General features: G+C 70.2%; 17 protein-coding genes and 2 rRNA genes. 15 read left to right on the top strand and 4 right to left on the bottom strand.

What is annotated here, in order from left to right; all coding sequences use genetic code 11:
• The 10 genes from ACFWMR_RS29525 to ACFWMR_RS29570 form a co-directional block, all read left to right on the top strand.
• A 23S ribosomal RNA gene (locus ACFWMR_RS29525) occupies positions 1-203 on the top strand; the annotation flags it as partial.
• An 83-nt stretch (positions 204-286) separates the two neighbouring features.
• A 5S ribosomal RNA gene (rrf, locus tag ACFWMR_RS29530) occupies positions 287-403 on the top strand.
• A gap of 166 nt (positions 404-569) precedes the next feature.
• The gene (locus tag ACFWMR_RS29535) at positions 570-2,474 is read left to right on the top strand and encodes a hypothetical protein (RefSeq protein WP_378380743.1); all 1,905 of its coding nucleotides are present in this window, start codon (positions 570-572) and stop codon (positions 2,472-2,474) included.
• Complete coding sequence (locus tag ACFWMR_RS29540) at positions 2,467-3,456, top strand: HAD-IIA family hydrolase (protein WP_378380744.1); 990 nt, start codon at positions 2,467-2,469, stop codon at positions 3,454-3,456. The genes ACFWMR_RS29535 and ACFWMR_RS29540 overlap by 8 nt, the downstream gene beginning before the upstream one ends.
• Positions 3,457-3,478: 22 nt before the next feature.
• Entirely contained in the window at positions 3,479-3,712 is a 234-nt protein-coding gene (locus ACFWMR_RS29545; RefSeq protein ID WP_093939058.1) for a hypothetical protein, read from the top strand.
• Positions 3,713-3,716: 4 nt separating this feature from the next.
• A complete protein-coding gene (locus ACFWMR_RS29550; RefSeq protein WP_093939057.1) occupies positions 3,717-4,532 on the top strand; it encodes a TlyA family RNA methyltransferase in 816 nt (271 codons plus the stop codon).
• A complete protein-coding gene (locus ACFWMR_RS29555) occupies positions 4,529-5,440 on the top strand; it encodes an NAD kinase (RefSeq protein ID WP_093939056.1) in 912 nt (303 codons plus the stop codon). Before ACFWMR_RS29550 ends, ACFWMR_RS29555 begins: the two co-directional genes overlap by 4 nt.
• Positions 5,441-5,544: 104 nt before the next feature.
• Positions 5,545-7,341 carry a DNA repair protein RecN gene (gene recN / locus ACFWMR_RS29560; RefSeq protein WP_378278255.1) on the top strand — a complete coding sequence of 599 codons (1,797 nt, stop codon included), beginning with the start codon at positions 5,545-5,547 and terminating at the stop codon, positions 7,339-7,341.
• A gap of 82 nt (positions 7,342-7,423) precedes the next feature.
• Positions 7,424-8,608, top strand: coding sequence for a putative cytokinetic ring protein SteA (gene steA / locus ACFWMR_RS29565; RefSeq protein ID WP_093939054.1), 1,185 nt, complete (start codon positions 7,424-7,426; stop codon positions 8,606-8,608).
• Complete coding sequence (locus tag ACFWMR_RS29570; RefSeq protein WP_093939053.1) at positions 8,605-9,552, top strand: copper transporter; 948 nt, start codon at positions 8,605-8,607, stop codon at positions 9,550-9,552. The genes steA and ACFWMR_RS29570 overlap by 4 nt, the downstream gene beginning before the upstream one ends.
• A gap of 60 nt (positions 9,553-9,612) precedes the next feature.
• Here ACFWMR_RS29570 and ACFWMR_RS29575 read toward each other — a convergent pair whose 3' ends face one another.
• Positions 9,613-10,335: an aspartate/glutamate racemase family protein gene (locus ACFWMR_RS29575; RefSeq protein WP_378380745.1), complete on the bottom strand. Its 723-nt coding sequence runs from the start codon at positions 10,333-10,335 to the stop codon at positions 9,613-9,615.
• Entirely contained in the window at positions 10,335-11,777 is a 1,443-nt protein-coding gene (locus ACFWMR_RS29580; protein WP_378380746.1) for an NCS1 family nucleobase:cation symporter-1, read from the bottom strand. Before ACFWMR_RS29580 ends, ACFWMR_RS29575 begins: the two co-directional genes overlap by 1 nt.
• Positions 11,778-11,926: 149 nt before the next feature.
• Between ACFWMR_RS29580 and ACFWMR_RS29585 the strand changes: the two genes are divergently transcribed.
• Positions 11,927-12,604: a GntR family transcriptional regulator gene (locus ACFWMR_RS29585; protein WP_378380747.1), complete on the top strand. Its 678-nt coding sequence runs from the start codon at positions 11,927-11,929 to the stop codon at positions 12,602-12,604.
• A 23-nt stretch (positions 12,605-12,627) separates the two neighbouring features.
• On the top strand, positions 12,628-13,554 hold the full coding sequence (locus ACFWMR_RS29590; protein WP_378380748.1) for an aminoglycoside phosphotransferase family protein: 927 nt from the start codon (positions 12,628-12,630) through the stop codon (positions 13,552-13,554).
• Here ACFWMR_RS29590 and aroA read toward each other — a convergent pair.
• Entirely contained in the window at positions 13,551-14,837 is a 1,287-nt protein-coding gene (gene aroA, locus ACFWMR_RS29595) for a 3-phosphoshikimate 1-carboxyvinyltransferase (RefSeq protein WP_093939048.1), read from the bottom strand. The genes ACFWMR_RS29590 and aroA overlap by 4 nt on opposite strands.
• 88 nt (positions 14,838-14,925) lie before the next feature.
• Here aroA and ACFWMR_RS29600 point away from each other — a divergent pair, with 88 nt between their 5' ends.
• Positions 14,926-16,626 carry a CTP synthase gene (locus ACFWMR_RS29600; RefSeq protein WP_093939047.1) on the top strand — a complete coding sequence of 567 codons (1,701 nt, stop codon included), beginning with the start codon at positions 14,926-14,928 and terminating at the stop codon, positions 16,624-16,626.
• Positions 16,623-17,249: an NUDIX domain-containing protein gene (locus ACFWMR_RS29605; protein ID WP_093939046.1), complete on the top strand. Its 627-nt coding sequence runs from the start codon at positions 16,623-16,625 to the stop codon at positions 17,247-17,249. The genes ACFWMR_RS29600 and ACFWMR_RS29605 overlap by 4 nt, the downstream gene beginning before the upstream one ends.
• Positions 17,250-17,329: 80 nt before the next feature.
• Here the strand turns inward: ACFWMR_RS29605 and ACFWMR_RS29610 are convergent, their stop codons facing one another.
• Complete coding sequence (locus ACFWMR_RS29610) at positions 17,330-17,821, bottom strand: DUF1707 domain-containing protein (RefSeq protein ID WP_378380749.1); 492 nt, start codon at positions 17,819-17,821, stop codon at positions 17,330-17,332.
• Positions 17,822-17,940: 119 nt separating this feature from the next.
• On the opposite strand from ACFWMR_RS29610, the gene xerD reads away from it, so the two are divergent.
• A complete protein-coding gene (gene xerD, locus ACFWMR_RS29615) occupies positions 17,941-18,843 on the top strand; it encodes a site-specific tyrosine recombinase XerD (RefSeq protein WP_378278526.1) in 903 nt (300 codons plus the stop codon).
• Positions 18,844-18,922 lie beyond the last annotated feature (79 nt).

The following is an 18,922-nucleotide window of genomic DNA, read 5'->3' on the forward strand; positions in this document are numbered from 1 at the left end:
CACGCCAGTGGCATGGCTGGTTGGCCACGTTCGGAAGGGATAACCGCTGAAGGCATCTAAGCGGGAAGCCTGTTCCAAGATGAGGTATCCCACCCTATGTGGGTTAAGGCCCCCAACAGACCATTGGGTTGATAGGCCAGAAATGGAAGCACAGTAATGTGTTGTCGAGTTGACTGGTACTAATAGGCCGAGGACTTGCCCACAAAGATGTTACGCATCCACTCTACAGCTCTGAAACACCACACAACCACCATCTAGATCGGTGGGAGTGGTTGTTTCACAGTGTTTCGGTGGTTATAGCGTCAGGGAAACGCCCGGTCCCATTCCGAACCCGGAAGCTAAGCCTGACAGCGCCGATGGTACTGCAACCGAAGGGTTGTGGGAGAGTAGGACACCGCCGGACTAACTTCAGGACAGGGTCCTGACCTGGGTCGAGAACCCCTAACAGGTTCTCCCCGGTCAGGGCCCTGTCTCTTTTCATGTCCATGGACGGACTAGAATGGTCCGTTGGCTCGCCCGACAGGTGGGCGCAAGTGTCGAAAACTTTTTCAATAGTGGCAGGAGGCCAGGTGTCCGAGTTCGGTCGACGTGACTCAGATGATGGCGCGTCCGGCCGGTCGGGTCGCCGGGACGACAGTCCCCGCGGAGGCCGGTCTGACGCGCAGCGAGGTGACCGGCGCGGTTCCGCCGGCGGCAGGCAGGACCGGGGCGGCCGTGACGGCGGCTACCAGGGCCGCCCGCGCCGTGACGACCGCGGTGCCCGCGGGACGAGCAGCTATTCCGGCAAGCCCGGCCGCGGCGGCGACGGTCCCCGTGACCAGCGCTCCGGTGGCAGCCGCTTCGGTGGCCAGGGCCGCGACGAGAATCGTCCGCGCTACAACAACGACGACCGTCGGGGCCCCGGCGGTGACCGCTCGGGTGGTCGTGACAACGACCGTCGTGGCGGCTACAACCGCGACGACCGTGGCGACAGTCGTGGCGGCGACCGCGGTGGCTACCGCTCGGACAACCGGGGCGGCGACAACCGGGGCGGCTACCGCTCGGACGACCGTCGTGACAGCCGGGGCGGCGACCGCGGCGGTTACCGGTCCGACAACCGCGACAGCCGGGACAACCGCGGCGGCGATCGCGGTGGATACCGCGGCGGCGACAACCGGGGTGGCGACAGCCGTGGCGGGTACCGCTCGTCCGAAGGCCGTCCCGAGCGTCGCTACGACAACCGGTCCGACAGCCGCTCGGACAGCCGTTCCGAGGGCCGGTACGAGAAGCGTTCCGACAGCCGCCCGGCCCGGTCCGGCTACGGCTCGGACAACCGCGGCCGTTCCGACGACCGCCCGTCCGGCAACCGGTACGAAGGACGCCCCCAGGGCAAGTCCTATGGCGACCGCGACAACCGGGGCGGCAGCGACGACCGTCGTCCGTCCTACCGCGATCGCGAAGACCGCGGTGGTTCGCGTTCCGGCGGCTACAACGGCGACCGGCGTGACGACCGTCGTGGTCCTTCCTCCGGCGACCGCCGTCCCAGCGGCGGTGGCTACGAGCGCAAGTCCTCCGGCGACCGCGACAACCGGGGCGGCGGCGACAACCGCGGTGACGACCGTCGCGGCGGCTACCGCTCTTCGGGAGACCGCCCGGAGAAGCGGTACGACGACAGGCGAAGCGACTCCCGCGGCGGCGAAGGCCGGTTCGAGCGCAAGCGCGAAGACCGTCCCCAGCGCGACCGTTCCGAGGGCCGCAAGGACTTCCGGTCCTCGCCGCGCACCGACGACCGGCCGGTCGACGACGAGACCTTGGCGCGTGAGCTGCTCGAGGCCCCGGAACTGCCCGAGGGCATCGAGTTCTCCGATCTCGACGAGGAGGTCCGCCGGGAACTCCGCACGCTGCCCAAGGCACTCGCGGAGACCGTCGGCAAGCACCTCGTCGCGGCCGGCGGGCTCGTCGACGAAGACCCCGAAGCCGCGATGGAGCACGCCAAGTACGCGAAGGCCAAGGCTTCCCGGGTCCCGATCGTCCGCGAGGCGCTCGGCCTGGTCGCCTACCACGCGGGCAACTGGTCCGAGGCCCTGTCCGAACTGCGCGCCGTCCGCCGGATGACCCGCAGCGACGACCACATCGCGATCATCGCCGACGCGGAACGCGCCATCGGCCGTCCGGAGCGGGCGCTCGACCTCGCGAAGGAGGTCGACAAGGAGCGTCTGTCCAAGGCGACCCAGATCGAACTCGCGATCGTCGCGGCCGGCGCGCGGCGCGACCTCGGTCAGCTGGACGCCGCCGTCGTCTCCCTCCAGGGCGACGACCTCAAGGCGGAGAAGCGCGACCCGTGGAGCGCTCGCCTGTTCTACGCCTACGCCGACAACCTCGCCGCCGCCGATCGCAAGGACGACGCGATCCGCTGGTTCCTGAACGCGGCCGAGGCCGACGAGGAGGACGAGACCGACGCCGCCGAGCGCGCCGCGGAGCTCACGAATGGCTGACGCCCTGTCGGCCGGGTACGACGCGGTCCTGTTCGACCTCGACGGCACGGTCTATCACGGCAGCAAGGTGGTCCCGGGCGCGCCGGAAGCACTCCGGGCGCTCCGGGACCACGGCACCGCCGTCCGGTGGGTGACCAACAACGCCTCCAAGGCGCCTGCTGAGGTCTCCGCGCATCTGGAGGCACTCGGGCTCCCCGCGTCCCCCGACGAGGTCCACACGAGCTCTCAGGCCGCCGCCGCCCTGCTGGGTGAGCGGCTGCCTCAGGGCGCCGTGGTCCTCGTCGTGGGCACGGAGTCACTGGTCGCCCAGATCGAGTCGGCGGGCCTGCGGACGGTCCGGGAAGCCGGTCCGGACGTGGCGGCCGTCGTGCAGGGACACTCCCCGGAGAACACCTGGGCCGCTCTCGCGGAGGCGTGTCTCGCCATCCGCGCGGGCGCGCTCTGGGTGGCGACCAACGTGGACGCAACACTGCCGACCGAACGCGGTCTGTTGCCGGGCAACGGGTCGATGGTGGCCGCCCTGCGGACAGCCACCGGCGCCGAACCGCTGGTGGCGGGCAAGCCGGCGCCGCTGCTGTTCACCACGGCGGCGCGGGACGCGGGTGCCGAGCGCTCGCTCGTGGTGGGCGACCGGCTGGACACCGACATCGAGGGCGCGGTCGCGGCCGGGATCGACGCGCTCTGCGTTTTGACCGGTGTCGCCGACGCGGCGTCCCTGATCGAGGCGAGGCCCGAAGAGCGTCCTCGCTACCTCACGCGGGACCTGTCCGGGCTGAGCAGCCGGGCGGACCTGCTCGAAGTCGGGCCCAAGGAAGGCTGGCGCGTCACCGCACAGGGTGACGTGCTCGAAGCCGATGGTGAAGGCGACGCCCTGGACCTGTTGCGCGCGTTGTGCGCGGTGGCCTGGGAGTCGGGGATCACCGAGGTCCGCGGTGTGGGCGACACCGCCCGCGCGGCGCTCGCCGAGCTGCGCCTCGCCTGAGAAGCGCTGCTAACTTGGTGGGGTGCAGGACCACTTCCACCCCGTTCCGCGACCCCCGGTTCCCGGCCCGCCGCCGGTACCGGGGCCGCCGCCTGACCAGTTCGCGCAGCAGGACACGGATCCCCGTGCCGGGGTCGACGAGGCCGTGGCGGGTCTCGAAGACCTCGCCGCGCTTCCGCTCTCGGAGCACGTCGACCGTTTCGAAGCCGTGCACACCGAACTGACGGTGGCACTGTCCACCATCGACAAGGTCTGACCGCGTGCCCAAACGCGCCCGCCTGGACGCGGAGCTCGTCAGGCGGAGACTCGCCCGCTCCAGGGAACAGGCGTCCGCGCTGATCGCCGAGGGCAAGGTCACCGTGCGCGGGATGGTGGCCACCAAACCCGCGACCGGCGTCGAGTCCGACGCGCCGATCGTCGTGCGTGACAACGACGACCCCGGCTGGGCCTCCCGCGGCGCGCACAAACTGCTCGGCGCGCTCGAAGCCTTCACTCCGCAAGGCCTTTCCGCCGAAGGAAAGCGCTGCCTCGACGCGGGAGCCTCGACAGGTGGCTTCACGGACGTCCTGCTGCGCAACGGCGCCGCCACGGTAATCGCCGCCGACGTCGGCCGCGGCCTGCTGGACTGGCGCCTGCGCACCGACGACCGCGTGGTCGTCCTCGACAAGACGAACGTCCGCAACCTGACCCCGGAAGACCTCGGCGGCCAGGTCGACCTCGTGGTCGGCGACCTCTCGTTCATCTCGCTCAAACTCGTGCTGCCCGCGCTGGCCGCCTGCGCGCGGGACGGCGCCGACCTGGTGCCGATGGTGAAACCGCAGTTCGAGGTTGGCAAGGACCGGCTCGGCAGCGGCGGCGTCGTCCGTGACCCGGAGCTGCGGGCCGAATCGGTGCTGGGCGTGCTCGCCGAGGCCGAGAAGCTGGACCTGCGCCTGCGCGGCGTCGTGGCGAGCCCGCTTCCCGGTCCGTCCGGGAACGTCGAATACTTCGTCTGGCTTACCCGCGGGGCGGGGGAGACCCTCGGCACCGACGCCGAGCGGCTCGTGCGCTCCGCAGTCCTGGAGGGACCCCAATGAGCGATCGCGAGGTGCTGCTGGTCGTGCACCCGGACCGGGACGCGACCCGGGACGCGGCACGCGAGGTGTCGGCCCGGTTCGCCAAGGCCGGGGTGCGGCTGCGGGTGATCGACGAGGACGTCCGGGAGATGCTGGAAGCGGACGGCGGGATCGGCGCCCCCTGCACGGTCATGGCGCCGGAGCAGGACCCGGCCGCCGGGACCGAGCTGGTGTTCGCGCTCGGTGGCGACGGCACGCTGCTGCGGGCCGCCGAGCTGGCCAGGCCGAACGGCGTCCCGGTCCTCGGCGTGAACATGGGACGGGTCGGGTTCCTCGCCGAGGCCGATTCGGACAAGCTGGCCGACACCGTCCAGCGCGCCGTCGACGGCGACTACCAGGTCGAAGAACGGATGACCGTCGACGTCGTGGTCCGTGTCGACGGCGAGGAGATCGTCCGGACGTGGGCGCTCAACGAGGCCAGCGTCGAGAAGAGCTCGCGTGAGCGCGTGCTGGACGCGCTCATCGAGGTCGACGGAAGGCCCGTGTCGTCCTTCGGCTGCGACGGCGTCCTGTGTGCCACTCCGACCGGTTCGACGGCGTACGCGTTCTCCGCGGGCGGCCCGATCATCTGGCCGGACGTCCAGGCGCTGCTGGTGGTCCCGAGCAACGCGCACGCGATGTTCTCCCGGCCGCTGGTCGTCTCGCGCGACTCCGAGATCACCGTCGCCATCGATCCGGACGGTTCGCCCGCCGTCTTGACCTGCGACGGATCGCGGACCTTCGATCTTCCCGCCGGCGCGGCCGTGCGGGTCACCTGCGGCCAGGTGCCGGTGCGCCTGATCCGGTTGTGGGAAGGCCCGTTCACCGACCGGCTCGTGCACAAGTTCGCCCTGCCGATCAAGGGCTGGCGGGAGCGACACGCCCGCTGACAGATGTCATGAAAGGGGCTTTCAGGACAAGAAACGTCTTGAAAGCCCCTTTCATGACGTGCCGGGTGCGGGAATGGTCGGGGTGGGCCGCTACGGTGGGCGTCGTGCTGGCCGAGATGCGCATCCAGGGCCTCGGAGTCATCGAGGACGCCCTGCTGGAACTGCACGCGGGCTTCACCGTGGTCACCGGTGAGACGGGTGCGGGCAAGACGATGGTCGTCAGCGGGTTGCACCTGCTCTCCGGCGGCCGAGCCGAAGTGTCCAAGGTGCGGACAGGAATGCTGAAGGCCTTCGTGGAAGGCCGATTCGAGCTGGGCGGTGCCGAGGGCGCCACCCGGATCGTCACCGACGCCGGGGCGGAGGTCGACGAGGACGGCAGCGTCATCGCGCTGCGCGCGGTCTCGGTCGACGGCCGGTCCCGTGCCCACCTGGGCGGCCGTTCGGTGCCGGTCGGCGTGCTGGCCGACCTGTCCGAGCAGCTGATCGCGGTCCATGGGCAGAACGATCAGCTGCGCCTGCTGCGCCCCGCCGAGCAGCGCGCGGTGATCGACCGGTTCGCCGGTGAGGCCGTCACCGAACCGCTCGAGCTGTACCGCGCGGTGCGGGACGAATGGCTCGCCGTCGTCGCCGAACTGAACGAGCGATCGACCCGTTCCCGTGAGATGGCCCAGCAGGCGGATCTGCTGCGCCATGGGCTCACCGAGATCGACGCCGTCGCACCCGAACCCGGCGAGGACACCGAGCTCACCGAGCAGATCAAGCGGCTCGCCGCGGTCGACGAACTGCGGGCCGCCGCGAGCGCCGCGCAGGCCGCCGTCTCGGGCTCTCCCGACGGAGACCCGGACGCGCCCGGCGCGGTCGGGTTGATCGGCGAGGCGACGCGGCAGCTTTCGGGGTCGGAAGACGCCGTGCTGCGCGAACTCGGGCCCCGGCTGGACGAAGCCTCGGTGCTGCTGTCCGAAGTGGGCGCCGAGCTGGGCAGCTACCTCGAAACCCTCGACGCGGACCCGGCACTGCTGGAGAAGGTGCTCGCGCGCCAGGCCGACCTGAAACGGCTCACGCGCAAGTACGCGGCCGATGTGGACGGTGTGCTCGCGTGGGCCGACGACGCCCGCCGCCGGATGTCCACGATGGACACCTCCGAGGAAGCACTGGCCGAACTGGCCAAGCGCCGCGACGAACTCGCCGTCACCCTCGCCGAACACGCCCTCACGCTGTCGGAAGCCAGGGTCGAGGCCGCCGCCGAACTCGCCGAGGCGATCACCGCCGAGATGTCCGGGCTCGCCATGGGCCAGGCGGAGATCGAGATCACCGTCGAGCGCCGCACCGTGGACGAGAGCGACACGCACGCGGTGAAGGTCGACGGCAGGCTCGTGCACGCCGGTCCCGACGGGATCGACGACGTCGAACTGCTGCTGCGGGCGCACAACGGCGCACCGCCGCTCCCCGTGCACAAGGCCGCTTCCGGCGGTGAGCTTTCCCGCGTGATGCTGGCGATCGAGGTCGTCCTCGCGCACGCGGACACCGTGCAGACGCTGGTGTTCGACGAGGTCGACGCCGGGGTCGGCGGCCGGGCCGCGGTCGAGATCGGCAGGCGGCTCGCGCGGCTGGCGCGCAGCCACCAGGTCCTGGTGGTCACGCACCTGCCGCAGGTGGCCGCGTTCGCCGATCAGCATCTGGTGGTGGACAAGGGCACCAGCGGCGGAGTGACCCGCAGTGGCGTGCGCGTGCTCAAGCAATCGGAACGCGTCGTCGAACTCGCCCGGATGCTCGCCGGAATGGAAAGCACCGAGACCGGCCGGGCGCACGCGGAGGAATTGCTCGCCGTCGCCGAGGCCGACAAGAGCACGCCGGACAAGCCCAAAGCCCGCCGGGGCGGAAAGCGCAAGAAAGCCAAGTAACGCGCCCGGTGTGGGTTAATCGGCACGCTCCCCTCGGCGTGGCGGACGCAGAAGGCCGCGCGGATTTGTCACTATCGGTCGCATGAAGCTCACCGGCTTGCTCACGCGTAACCAAGAGACCCTCCCCGGGATCATTGGCGTCGCCAGGGTCGACAGGCGCACGCGAGAGCTGCTCCGCCGGCTGAGCCCGGGCGACATCGTGGTCCTCGACCAGCTGGATCTCGACCGGTCGACGGCCGATGCCTTGGTGGAGGCCGAAGTCGCGGCGGTGGTGAACGCTTCGCCGTCGATCTCCGGCCGGTTCCCCAACCTGGGCCCGGAGATCCTGCTCGAAGCGGGGATCCCGCTGGTCGATTCGGTCGGCGGCGAACTGCTGCGCAAGGTGAAGGACGGCACGAAACTCCGCCTGCACGAGGGCGTCGTCTACATCGGCGAGCGGCAGATCGGATCGGGGGTCCAGCAGACGCGCGAAAGCGTCGCGGACCAGATGATCGAGGCCAAGGCCGGGATGTCCACCCAGCTTGAGGCGTTCTCCGCGAACACGATCGAGTTCCTGCGCCGGGAACGCAGTCTCATCCTCGACGGCGTCGGCGTTCCGGAGATCCGGGTTCCGCTACGGGACCGGCACGCGCTCGTGGTCGCGGGCGGCAACGGGCACGCCGAAGACCTCAAGAAGCTGAAGAAGTACATCTCCGAGCACCGGCCGGTGCTGATCGGCGTCGACGCCGGGGCCGACACCTTGCGCGCGCAGGGATATCAGCCGGACGTCATCGTCGGCGACCCGCACGGGATCGGCTCCGAGACACTGCGCAGCGGCGGCGAGGTCGTGGTCCCGGCGCAGCCGGACGGGCACGCGCCGGGGGTCGAGCGCATCCAGGACCTCGGGATCGGCGCGGTCACCTTCCCGGCGACCGGCAACGCCGAGGACCTGGCGCTGCTGCTGGCCGACGCGCACGAGGCGAGCCTGGTGGTCACCGTCGGTTTCCAGGCGACGCTGCGGGAATTCCTCGACCACGGCCGGTCCGGGTCGAACCCGTCGACATTCCTCACCAGGCTCAAGCTCGGTACGAAACTGGTCGACGGCAAGGCGGTCGCGACCCTGCACCGCAGCCGGGTGTCCATCGGCGCCATCGTCCTGCTGGTGGTGGCGACCTTGGTGGCCGTCGTGGCCGCGCTGCTGGTCTCCGACGTGGGTTCGGTCTACCTCGACTGGATCCGTGAGACCTGGAACTCGTTCATCGCCTGGGGCAAGGGACTTTTCACGTGATTTCACTGCGGTACCACATCGTTTCCATCGCCGCCTGCTTCCTCGCGCTCGCGCTCGGGGTCGTGCTCGGGTCCACCGCCCTGAACGGTTCGCTGCTTTCGGGCCTCGCCAGCCAGAAGGAGGACCTGGGTTCCCAGGTCGCGGATCTGGAGGCGCAGCGCAACTCCCTCAACGCCCGGCTCGGTGACGCGGACGCGTTCGCCGGTGCGATGGGGCCGAAGGTCGTCGCCGGGCAGCTGGACAAGCGTTCGGTGGTGCTGGTGACCACAGAGGACGCGAAGCCCGCGGACCGCGACGCGCTCAAGCAGCTCGTCGGGCAGTCGGGGGCCGCCGTCACCGGCGAGATCCAGCTGACCGAGGCGTTCTCCGACCCGATGCGGTCCGATCAGCTGCGTGACGTCGTGACGCGTCTGCAGCCCGCCGGTGTCCAGTTCCCGACCGCGGGCGACCCGGGCACCCTCGCCGGCGCCCTGCTCGGTTCGGTGGCGTTGCTGAACAAGGACAACGCGCAGCCGCAGTCCACGCCGGTGGAACTGGCGGCCGCGCTCGGCGGGCTCACCGACGGCGGTTTCCTCAAGACCGGCGGAGACGTGAAGCCCGCGCAGCTCGCGATCGTGCTCACCGGCTCCAAGTACACCGGCGACGGTGCCGGTGACCGCGCCTCGACCGTCGCGCGTTTCGCCGCGCAGCTCGACCGGTCCGGCGCGGGCACCGTCCTGGCGGGCGACGCGGGATCCGCCGACGGCACCGGCGCGATCGGCGTCGTCCGAGCCGACACCTCGTCGACCTCCATCCTGTCCACTGTGGACAACGCGGAGACCGCGGCGGGCCGGGTCACCACGATCATGGCGCTGCGCGAGCAGCTCGAAGGCGGTGCGGGGCGCTACGGCATCGCGGGCAACGCCCAGGCTCCCGCTCCCGGGATCGCCGCCGACGGCAACTGACCCCACGCGTTTCGTCCTCTGGATGCGGTACTTGCGTGTGCAAGGACCGCATCCAGAGGACTAACCGCGTGGAAGGTCGCCGGGCCAGACGCGGTTCTTGGGCAGCGGGCGGGCGTAGGAGCCGGCCCGGCTGGTCTTGAGGCCGAGGGCCACCAGGGATTCGGCGAGGCGGACCGCCGCGGCGACGCCGTCGATCACCGGGATGTCGAGCATCGCGGAGATCCGCCGGTCCAGTCCGGTCATCCCGGCGCAGCCGAGCACGAGGACCTCCGCGCCCGCGTCCCGGGCTCGGCGTCCGGCCGTCAGGAGCGCCGATTCCGTCCGGCGTTCGTCGGTCAGTTCGAGGACGCCGAGGCCGGCCCCGAGAACGCAGACGCAGTTCTGCGCGACGCCGGACGTGTGCAGGCTGTCCTCGATGAGCGCGCACGTGCGGTCCAATGTGGTCACGACGCCGTAGCGTCTTCCCAGCAGACAGGCCAGATGCGCGGCCGCTTCGGTGATGTCGACGACGGGGACGTCGAGCATTTCCCTGGCGCCTTCCCGTCCGTGCTCGCCGAAACCGGCCATCACGAGCGCGTCGAAGGGCTCGTCCATCTTGTCGAGAAGGTCGATGACGGCCGCGGCGCTCAGGAAGCTGTCCAGCCAGCCTTCCGCGGATTCCGGGCCCCACAGCGGCGTTCTGGCCAGGATCTCGGTGCCTGGGCTCGCCGCGGCTCGGGCGCCCGCTTCGATCTCCTTGGTCATCGCCTCGGTGGTGTTGCAGTTGGTGACCAGGATCCGCATCACGCCACCCGCTGTTTCCGCGAGACGGCGAAGTACAGCGCGGCCGCGGACGCGGTGCCGATGAACCACGAGTACGGCGCGGCGGGGGCGAAGAACGGCACCAGCGCGATGACCGCGGACAGCGCCGCCGTCGGCAGGAAAGTGACCATCGCCCGCGGGTTGAACCCCCGTTTGTAGTGGTACGGCGAATCGGGTCCGGCCACGAACAGCTTGCCGACGTCGATCCGGCCGCGCTTCACCAGGTAGTAGTCCACGATCATGATGCCGAACAGGGGACCGAGGAAGGCGCCGAGGCCGCCGAGGAAGTAGTTGACCACGGCGGGGGAGGAGTACAGCTTCCACGGCAGCACGCACAACGCCGCGACCGCGCTGATCATCCCGCCGATGGTGAAGGTGATCCGTTTCGGCCAGATGTTGGCCAGGTCGTAGGCGGGGGAGACGAAGTTCGCGACGATGTTCACGCCCATGGTGGCGATCGCGAAGGTCAGCGCGCCGACGATCAGCACCGGGGTGTTGTCGATGCGGGCCAGCAGTTCGGCCGGGTCGGTGATGGCCTCGCCGAACACTTGGAGGCTGCCGGCGGTCACCAGTACGGACAGCAGCGCGAACGCCGTCGAGTTGATCGGCAGGCCCCAGAAGTTGCCGCGCCGCACCGTTTTCTGGTTCGGGGCGAACCGGGAGAAGTCGCAGAAGTTGAGCATCAGGGTGCCGTAGATCGACAGGATCAGGCCCACCGCGCCGAACCACTGCCGTACTTGCTCCCCTGTGGACAGTGCCTTCGGGTTGCCGGTCAAGGAGATGTTCCAGTCCGCGGCGGCCAGGACCCACACCGCGAGCGCGATCATCACGACCCAGATGCCCGGACCGCACCAGTCCTGGAACTTGCGCACCGCCTCCATGCCACGGGTGAGCACCAGCGCCTGCGCGAGCCACAGCGCGATGAAGCAGATCCAGCCGAGCGCGTGCAGGCCGAGGAAACCCACCTCTGTCAACGGTTTCAGCCCAGGGTCGATCGCGAGCACGAGCAGCGTGATGGCCACGGAGGCGAGGTAGGTCTGGATGCCGTACCAGAAGATCGCGATGATCGCGCGGATGAGCGCGGGCAGGTTCGCGCCGAAGGTGCCGAAACTGACGCGGGCGACGACGGGGAAGGGGACGCCGGTCTTCTGCCCGATCCGGCCCATCAGGTTCATGCCGAAGTAGATGAGCACGAAGCCGGTCAGCAGCGCGGTGAACACCTGCCACGCCGAGAGGCCGAGCACGAACAGGCCCGCCGCGAAGGTGTAGTTGCCGAGGTTGTGCACGTCCGACATCCACAGCGCGAAGATGTCGTAGACCTTCCAGCGGCGGTCCTTCGCCGGGGCGAGATCCTCGTTCCAAAGCCGGGGATCGGGCTGATCCGCGGCGTGCGTTGGGGTACTGGTGGCTGGGGCGGCGGTCATGCGGGCCTCCGATCGACGGGGAGCTCCGGTCGATTTGGTATCCCAAAATTTGGCATCCCAAATATCACCCCGCAGTGGCCCGCCGTCAAGGTTTCTGCCGATAAACTCGGGTTACGGGCTGTTACAGCAGTGTTGAAAGAGGGGGTCGGGTGGCCGAGGAAGGACCGCGGCAGCCGCTGGCCGCGACCCGGCAGCGGGTCCGGGACGAGCTGCGCGAACGGATCCTCACCGGACGGCTGAAGCCAGGGGACCGGCTGGTCGAACGTGAGCTCGCCGAGGACCTCGGCGTCTCGCGGGTCCCGGTGCGCGAGGCCATCCGCAGCCTGGAGGCGGAAGGCTTCCTCGCCGTCCAGTCACCCCGTCGCATCGTCGTGCGCCGGCTGGCCAAGGCCGACGTCGAGGAGCTGTTCGACGTCCGGGAAGCGCTCGAAGGGCTCGCCGCCGGGCTGGCCGCCGAACGGGCGGGCAAAGCGGAACTCCGCGCGCTCGAACGGCTCCTCGCCGACGCCGCCCGCGCCACCGGCAGCGGTGACGCGGCCCGCATCACCGCGCTCAACACCCGCTTCCACGACGAGATCGTCGCGCTGGCGGGCAACGGCCTCCTGCACGAGATCCTCCGCCCGCTCGAGGGCAGGCTGCGCTGGCTCACCAGCCAGAACGAGCACTGGGGCGAGCTGCTCGACGAGCACCGCCGTCTCTACGACGCGATCGCCTCGGGCGACGCGGATCGCGCGCGGGCCCACGCCGTCGAGCACGTGCGGGTCAACCGGCAGGTCACGCTGAAGACGCTGTTCCCCGAGGATGGCGGAGAACGCTCCGCGGGCTGAACCGGACATGTCAGACTCGCCGCATGATCACCGACGAACAACGGGCCGCCCGCACCGCGCGGGCGGTGGCCGCCGCGGTCTCCGCGGGCCGCGACCTCGGCATCACCGTCACCGAACCCGAGGTCCTGTACGACGTCTTCTCCGTCATCGTGCGGCTGGCGCCCTCGCCGGTCGTCGTGCGCGTGCCGACCGTGCTGCCCCGCACGACCACGCTGGAGACGCAACTGATCGATCAGCGGCGTGAGCTCGCCGTCGCCGCCTGGCTCGGCGAAAAGGGGCTTCCGGTCGTCAAACCGAGCCCGTTGGTCCCGGCCGAACCCGTACAGCGCGACGGATTCTCGATGACGTTCTGGGAACTCGTCGAGTTCGTCGAGGACGCGAACCTGGCCGTGGCGTACTCGGCCGGGCTCGTCGCGAAACTGCACGCCGCGCTCCGCGACTACCCCGGCGAGCTGGCGTTCCTGGACGGTCTCGATCCGTTCATCCCCGACGGTCTCGCCCAGCTCGACGGGCGGCCGGATCTGCTCGACCCCGCCGACCTCGACCGCGCCCGCGGCGAATGGGAGGTCCTCCGGCCGCTGCTGGAATCGGAGGAGGCGTTCGCGAAGGCGTTCCCCGATGCCGGTGTGCAGCCGATCCACGGCGACGCGCCGGGTTACAACCTGATCGTCACCACCGAAGGTGATCTCTACTCCGACTTCGAGCTGGTCAAGCGCGGCCCGATCGAGCGCGACCTCGCCTTCACCGGCCCCGAAGGCATCGAGGCCTACAACGCCGCCGCCGAAGACCTGGGCCTGCGCAAGGTCGACGAAGGCGTGCTGAAGACGATCGAGGCCGTGGGACGGCTGCAGATGGTCGCCTGTCTCTCGATGGCGCCCGACCTGCCGATGCTGGTGGAAGGCATGAAGCCGATGATCGACCTGTGGCGCGATTCGCCGTTCGAAGGCTAGCCGAGCATCGACGTCCAGGCTTCGGCGAATCCGGGGAAGGTCTTCCCGACCGTCCCCGGATTCTCCACCTCGACACCTTCGACGCGCAGCCCCAGGACGGCCGCCGCCATCACCAGCCGGTGGTCGTCGTAAGTGTGGAACTTCCCGCCGTGCAGCGGGGCCGGCGTGATCCGGAGCCCGTCCTCGGTCTCGCGGACGTCGGCGCCGAACGACGACAGTTCGGTGGCGAGCGCTGTCAGCCTGTCCGTCTCGTGGCCGCGCAGATGCGCCACCCCGGAGATGATCGACGGTCCCTCGGCGAAGCACAGCAGCGCCGCGATCACCGGTGTCAGCTCGCCGACGTCGTGCAGATCCAGTTCGACGCCGGGAATCGTGCCGCTGCCGGTGACCGTCAGGCCGCCCTCGTCGAGTTCGACGGTCGCGCCGAGGAGGGGCAGCAGGCTGCGAAGCCAGTCACCGGGCTGGGTCGTCCGCTGCGGCCAGCCCGCGATCCGCACCGTGCCACCGGTCGCGACCGCGGCGGCGACGAACGGCGCCGCCGTCGAGAGATCCGGTTCGACGATGTACTCGGGGCAGGAAAGCCTCGTCGGGGCGACGTGGAACTCGGCACCCTCACGTTCCACCGTGGCCCCGAAGCGGCGGAGCATCTCGGCGGTCATCGCGATATGCGGTTCGCTCGGCACCGCGCCGCCGACCAGGCGCACTGTCACGCCTTGCTGGAACGACGGTCCCGCGAGCAGCAGCGCGGACAGGAACTGGCTCGACGCCGACGAGTCCAGATCGACCTTGCCGCCCCGCAGTCCGCCTTCGCCGTGGACGGTGAACGGCGGGGCCTCGCGACGGTCGTCGTCGATGCGGGCGCCGAGGCCGCGCAGCGCCTTCAGCAGCGGCCCGATCGGACGGCGGCGGATGGCCTCGTCGCCGTCGAACAGCGCCGGGCCGGTGCCCAGGGCGGCGAGCGCGGGGGTGAACCGGGCGACCGTGCCCGCGTTGCCCAGTTCCACCCGGACGGTCTCTTCGGGATGGACGCGGCCGGGGCCCAGCGGGTGCACGAGATAGCCGCCGATGCTGCCTTGCGAATGGGCGCCGAGGGCGTAGATGGCGCCGAGCATCAGCCGCGCGTCCCGGGAGTCGAGCGGGGTCCGCACCCGCGTCGGCGCGCTGGCGAGCGCGGCGAGGACGTAGGCCCGGTTGGTGATCGACTTCGAACCGGGGACGCGGATCTCGGCGTCCAGCGGTCCTTCCGCGACCGGTGCGGTCCAGGTGTCGTGCGCGTCTGTCACGTCGCGAGGGTAGCGGTTTTCCACTCCATCGGACGCTTGCGGCGTGGCCGGTGAGCGCTCCGGCGGGCGTGCGATAAGGTGGAAGCCCGTGGGACTTCAGTCGCGGGCTACCAAGTATGTCTTTGTCACCGGAGGCGTTGCCTCCTCTCTGGGTAAGGGACTCACGGCTTCCAGCCTGGGTCAGCTCCTTACCGCACGTGGGCTCCGGGTCACGATGCAGAAGCTGGATCCGTACCTCAACGTCGATCCAGGCACCATGAACCCGTTCCAGCACGGTGAGGTGTTCGTCACGGACGACGGCGCCGAAACCGATCTGGACATCGGGCACTACGAGCGTTTCCTCGACCGGGCTCTCGACGGCAAGGCCAACGTCACCACCGGGCAGGTGTACTCCGAGGTCATCGCCAAGGAGCGCCGCGGTGAGTACCTCGGCGACACCGTGCAGGTCATCCCGCACATCACCGACGAGATCAAGGCCAGGATCACCGCCGCGGCGGGCGCGGACGAGGACGGGAACAGCCCGGACGTCGTGATCACCGAGGTCGGCGGCACCGTCGGCGACATCGAGTCGCTGCCGTTCCTGGAGGCCTGCCGTCAGGTCCGCCACGACGTCGGCCGCGACCAGTGCTTCTTCCTCCACGTCTCGCTGGTCCCGTACCTCGCCCCGTCGGGCGAGCTGAAGACCAAGCCGACCCAGCACTCGGTCGCCGCGCTGCGCAACATCGGTATCCAGCCCGACGCGCTCGTCTGCCGCGCCGACCGTGAGCTGCCGGAGGACCTCAAGCGCAAGATCGGCCTGATGTGCGACGTCGACACCGAGGCCGTCATCGCCTGCCCCGACGCTCCGTCGATCTACGACATCCCGAAGGTGCTGCACCGTGAGGCGCTCGACGCCTACGTGGTGCGCCGTCTCGGGCTGCCATTCCGCGACGTCGACTGGACCGTGTGGGGCGACCTGCTCGACCGCGTGCACAACCCGTCCGAGACGGTGCGGGTCGCGCTCGTCGGCAAGTACATCGACCTGCCGGACGCGTACCTGTCGGTGACCGAGGCGCTGCGCGCGGGCGGGTTCGCCCACCGTGCCAAGGTCCAGATCTCCTGGGTCCCGTCGGACTCGTGCGAGACCCCGGCCGGTGCGGCCGCCGCACTGTCCGATGTGGACGGTGTACTGGTGCCCGGCGGATTCGGCGTCCGCGGCATCGAGGGCAAGGTCGGCGCCATCGCCTACGCCCGGACGCACGGGCTGCCGCTGCTGGGCCTGTGCCTCGGCCTGCAGTGCATGGTGATCGACGCGGCGCGGAACCTGGCGGGCATCAAGGACGCGAACTCGGCCGAGTTCGAAGACGGCCCGAACCCGGTCATCTCCACGATGGCGGACCAGCGCGACGTCGTCGCGGGCGAGCGCGACATGGGTGGCACGATGCGGCTCGGCGCCTACATCGCGAAGCTCAAGCCGGGCTCGCAGGTCGCGAAGGCGTACGGCAGCACCGAGGTCTCCGAGCGGCACCGTCACCGCTACGAGGTCAACAACGCCTACCGCAAGCGCCTTTCCGACGCCGGTCTGGTGTTCTCGGGCACCTCGCCCGACGACCACCTGGTCGAGTTCGTGGAGCTGCCCGCCGACAAGCACCCGTTCTTCGTCGGTACCCAGGCGCACCCGGAGCTCAAGAGCCGCCCGACCCGTCCGCACCCGCTGTTCAGCGCGTTCGTGAAGGCCGTCGTGGACCGCAAGGTCGCCGAGCGGCTGCCGGTCGAGCTGCCCGAGGCCGCTCAGACGGGAGCCCGGTGACCGAGCCCGGCAAGCACGAGTTCACCGTCGCGTCCACAAGGGACGTCCACATCGGACGGGTCGTGGGCCTGCGGGTCGACGAGGTCGTGATGCCCGGCGGCGGCACCGCCCGCCGTGAGGTCGTCGAACACCTCGGCGCGGTCGCCGTCGTCGCGCTGGACGCCGACGGCATGGTGACGCTGATCCACCAGTACCGCCATCCGGTCGGCCGGCGGCTGTGGGAACTGCCCGCCGGGCTGATCGACAAGGCGGGGGAGGACCCCGTCGGCGCGGCGAAACGCGAGCTGGTCGAGGAGGTCGGGCTCAGTGCCGAGCGCTGGGAGACCCTGGTCGACGTCGCGGCGTCGCCCGGCTTCACCGACGAGGTCGTCCGCGTCTACCTCGCCCGTGAACTGTCCGAAGTGGACAGGGAGGTCCTCGGCGAGGAGGAGGCCGACCTCGTCATGCGGAAGTTCCCGCTCGCCGAGGCGGTCCGGATGGCCCTGGGCGGCGAGCTGGTGAACGGGGCGACCGTCGGCGGCGTGCTGGCCGCGCACGCGGTGCTTTCGGGGGCGGCTTCTTCGCGGCCCTCGGACGCTCCTTGGGAGACCCGGCCGACGAAGTTCGCTTCACGCGGCCTCTAGCGTCTCGTGTCATGAGGGGTCCCCTTAGGACGAAATATGTCCTATGGGGACCCCTCATGACGTTCTTTGGGCGGAGGAGCTCAGTCGCGGAGACGGTGTCCCTGCGCGTCGGTGCCACCGTTCGCCAACAGGACGATTCCGTCCACTATCGGCCACACCACCCCGATGCCGCACGTGAACACCACGACCGCCAGCTGGGCGAGCGCGATCCCGACGTGGCCGGTGTAGAAGCGCCCGATCCCGAACGGCAGCACGATCTGGAGCACCCCGGCGGCGACCTTCGACTTCGGCGAGTACGGCAGGAGCACGGCCGGCTGCTGGTAGACGGGGACGAACGGCGGCGGCTCGAAACGTGGCGGCGGCGCCAGGTACGCGGGATGCGGCGCGGGCAGGTCCTGGAACAGTGGCCGGATTTCGCCGAACGTCACGGCCTCGTACGCGGCGAGAACGCGGCCCTCGTATTCGTCCGGAGTGATCCTCCCCTGGCTGTAGTGGTCGGCGAGCAGGCGCGCCGCCTCTTCGCGCTCGGCGGTGCCGACGCGCATCTCCTCCGGGTCCGGTTGCTGGGACATGGTCCCAAGGTAGCCCGTTTCACACCCTTGACGCGGGTACGCGCGGCGAACACCCGAACGGGTCCCGGTGGTCCTAGAGTGTCCGTGTGTCACGGGCTGGCGGTGCCGGAGTCGCCCAGGTGGTCGCCGCTTACCTCGACCATCTGGTGGTCGAGCGCGGAACCGCGCGGAACACCCTCGACAGCTACTCCCGCGACCTGCGCCGGTACACCGCGTATCTCGGCGGCGCCGACGTCGAGCGCTTCGCCGACGTCACCTCGGCGCACATCACCTCGTTCGGCGCCGCGCTGCGCGAAGGCGACGAAGACCATCAGCCGCTTGCCGCCTCTTCGGCCGCTCGCGCGCTGGTCGCGGTGCGAGGGCTGCACAAGTTCGCGCACGCCGACGGCATCACCGAGCACGACCCGGCCCGCGAGGTCCGTCCGCCCGCGGCGGCCAAACGGCTGCCCAAGGCGCTGCCGGTCGGTGACGTGCTTAAGCTGCTGGAAACCCCGTCGCCCGAGGGCGAACGGCCGCTGCGGGACCGGGCGCTGCTGGAACTGCTCTACTCCACCGGCGCGCGGATCTCCGAGGCCGTCGGGCTCGACGTCGACGACATCGACGACGCGGAACGGACGGTGCTGCTCGACGGCAAGGGCGGCAAACAGCGCATCGTGCCGATCGGCCGCCCCGCGCTCGAAGCGGTGCACGCGTATCTCGTCCGGGCGCGGCCGGCGCTCGCCGTCCATGGCCGGGGGACGCCGGCGATGTTCCTGAACGCGCGCGGCTCCCGGCTGTCCCGGCAGAGCGCGTGGCAGGTCCTCAAGGACACCGCGGAATCCGCGGGCATCACGGCGGGCGTTTCCCCGCATACGTTGCGCCATTCCTTCGCGACGCATCTTCTCGAAGGCGGCGCTGACGTCCGCGTCGTACAGGAACTGCTCGGCCACGCTTCGGTGACCACCACCCAGGTGTACACGCTGGTCACGGTCAACACGCTCCGCGAGGTTTACGCGACAGCACATCCCCGCGCGCTCGGCTAATCGACCCGGTCGATCCCGGCGTGCCTCGTTGGCTCGACTCGCGAATCGCGCATAGGCTGCCGAGGATCCTGCCGAAGAG

The sequence above is a fragment of the Amycolatopsis thailandensis genome, from assembly GCF_042723255.1.
Taxonomy (GTDB): Bacteria; Actinomycetota; Actinomycetes; order Mycobacteriales; family Pseudonocardiaceae; genus Amycolatopsis; species Amycolatopsis thailandensis.

Coding starts and splice junctions, on each gene's coding strand:
- ACFWMR_RS29555 (WP_093939056.1), top strand. CDS start 4,529: ATGAGCGATCGCGAGGTGCTGCTGGTCGTGCACCCGGACCGGGACGCG.
- ACFWMR_RS29580 (WP_378380746.1), bottom strand. CDS start 11,777: ATGACCGCCGCCCCAGCCACCAGTACCCCAACGCACGCCGCGGATCAG.
- steA (WP_093939054.1), top strand. CDS start 7,424: ATGAAGCTCACCGGCTTGCTCACGCGTAACCAAGAGACCCTCCCCGGG.
- ACFWMR_RS29540 (WP_378380744.1), top strand. CDS start 2,467: ATGGCTGACGCCCTGTCGGCCGGGTACGACGCGGTCCTGTTCGACCTC.
- ACFWMR_RS29590 (WP_378380748.1), top strand. CDS start 12,628: ATGATCACCGACGAACAACGGGCCGCCCGCACCGCGCGGGCGGTGGCC.
- ACFWMR_RS29575 (WP_378380745.1), bottom strand. CDS start 10,335: ATGCGGATCCTGGTCACCAACTGCAACACCACCGAGGCGATGACCAAG.
- ACFWMR_RS29610 (WP_378380749.1), bottom strand. CDS start 17,821: ATGTCCCAGCAACCGGACCCGGAGGAGATGCGCGTCGGCACCGCCGAG.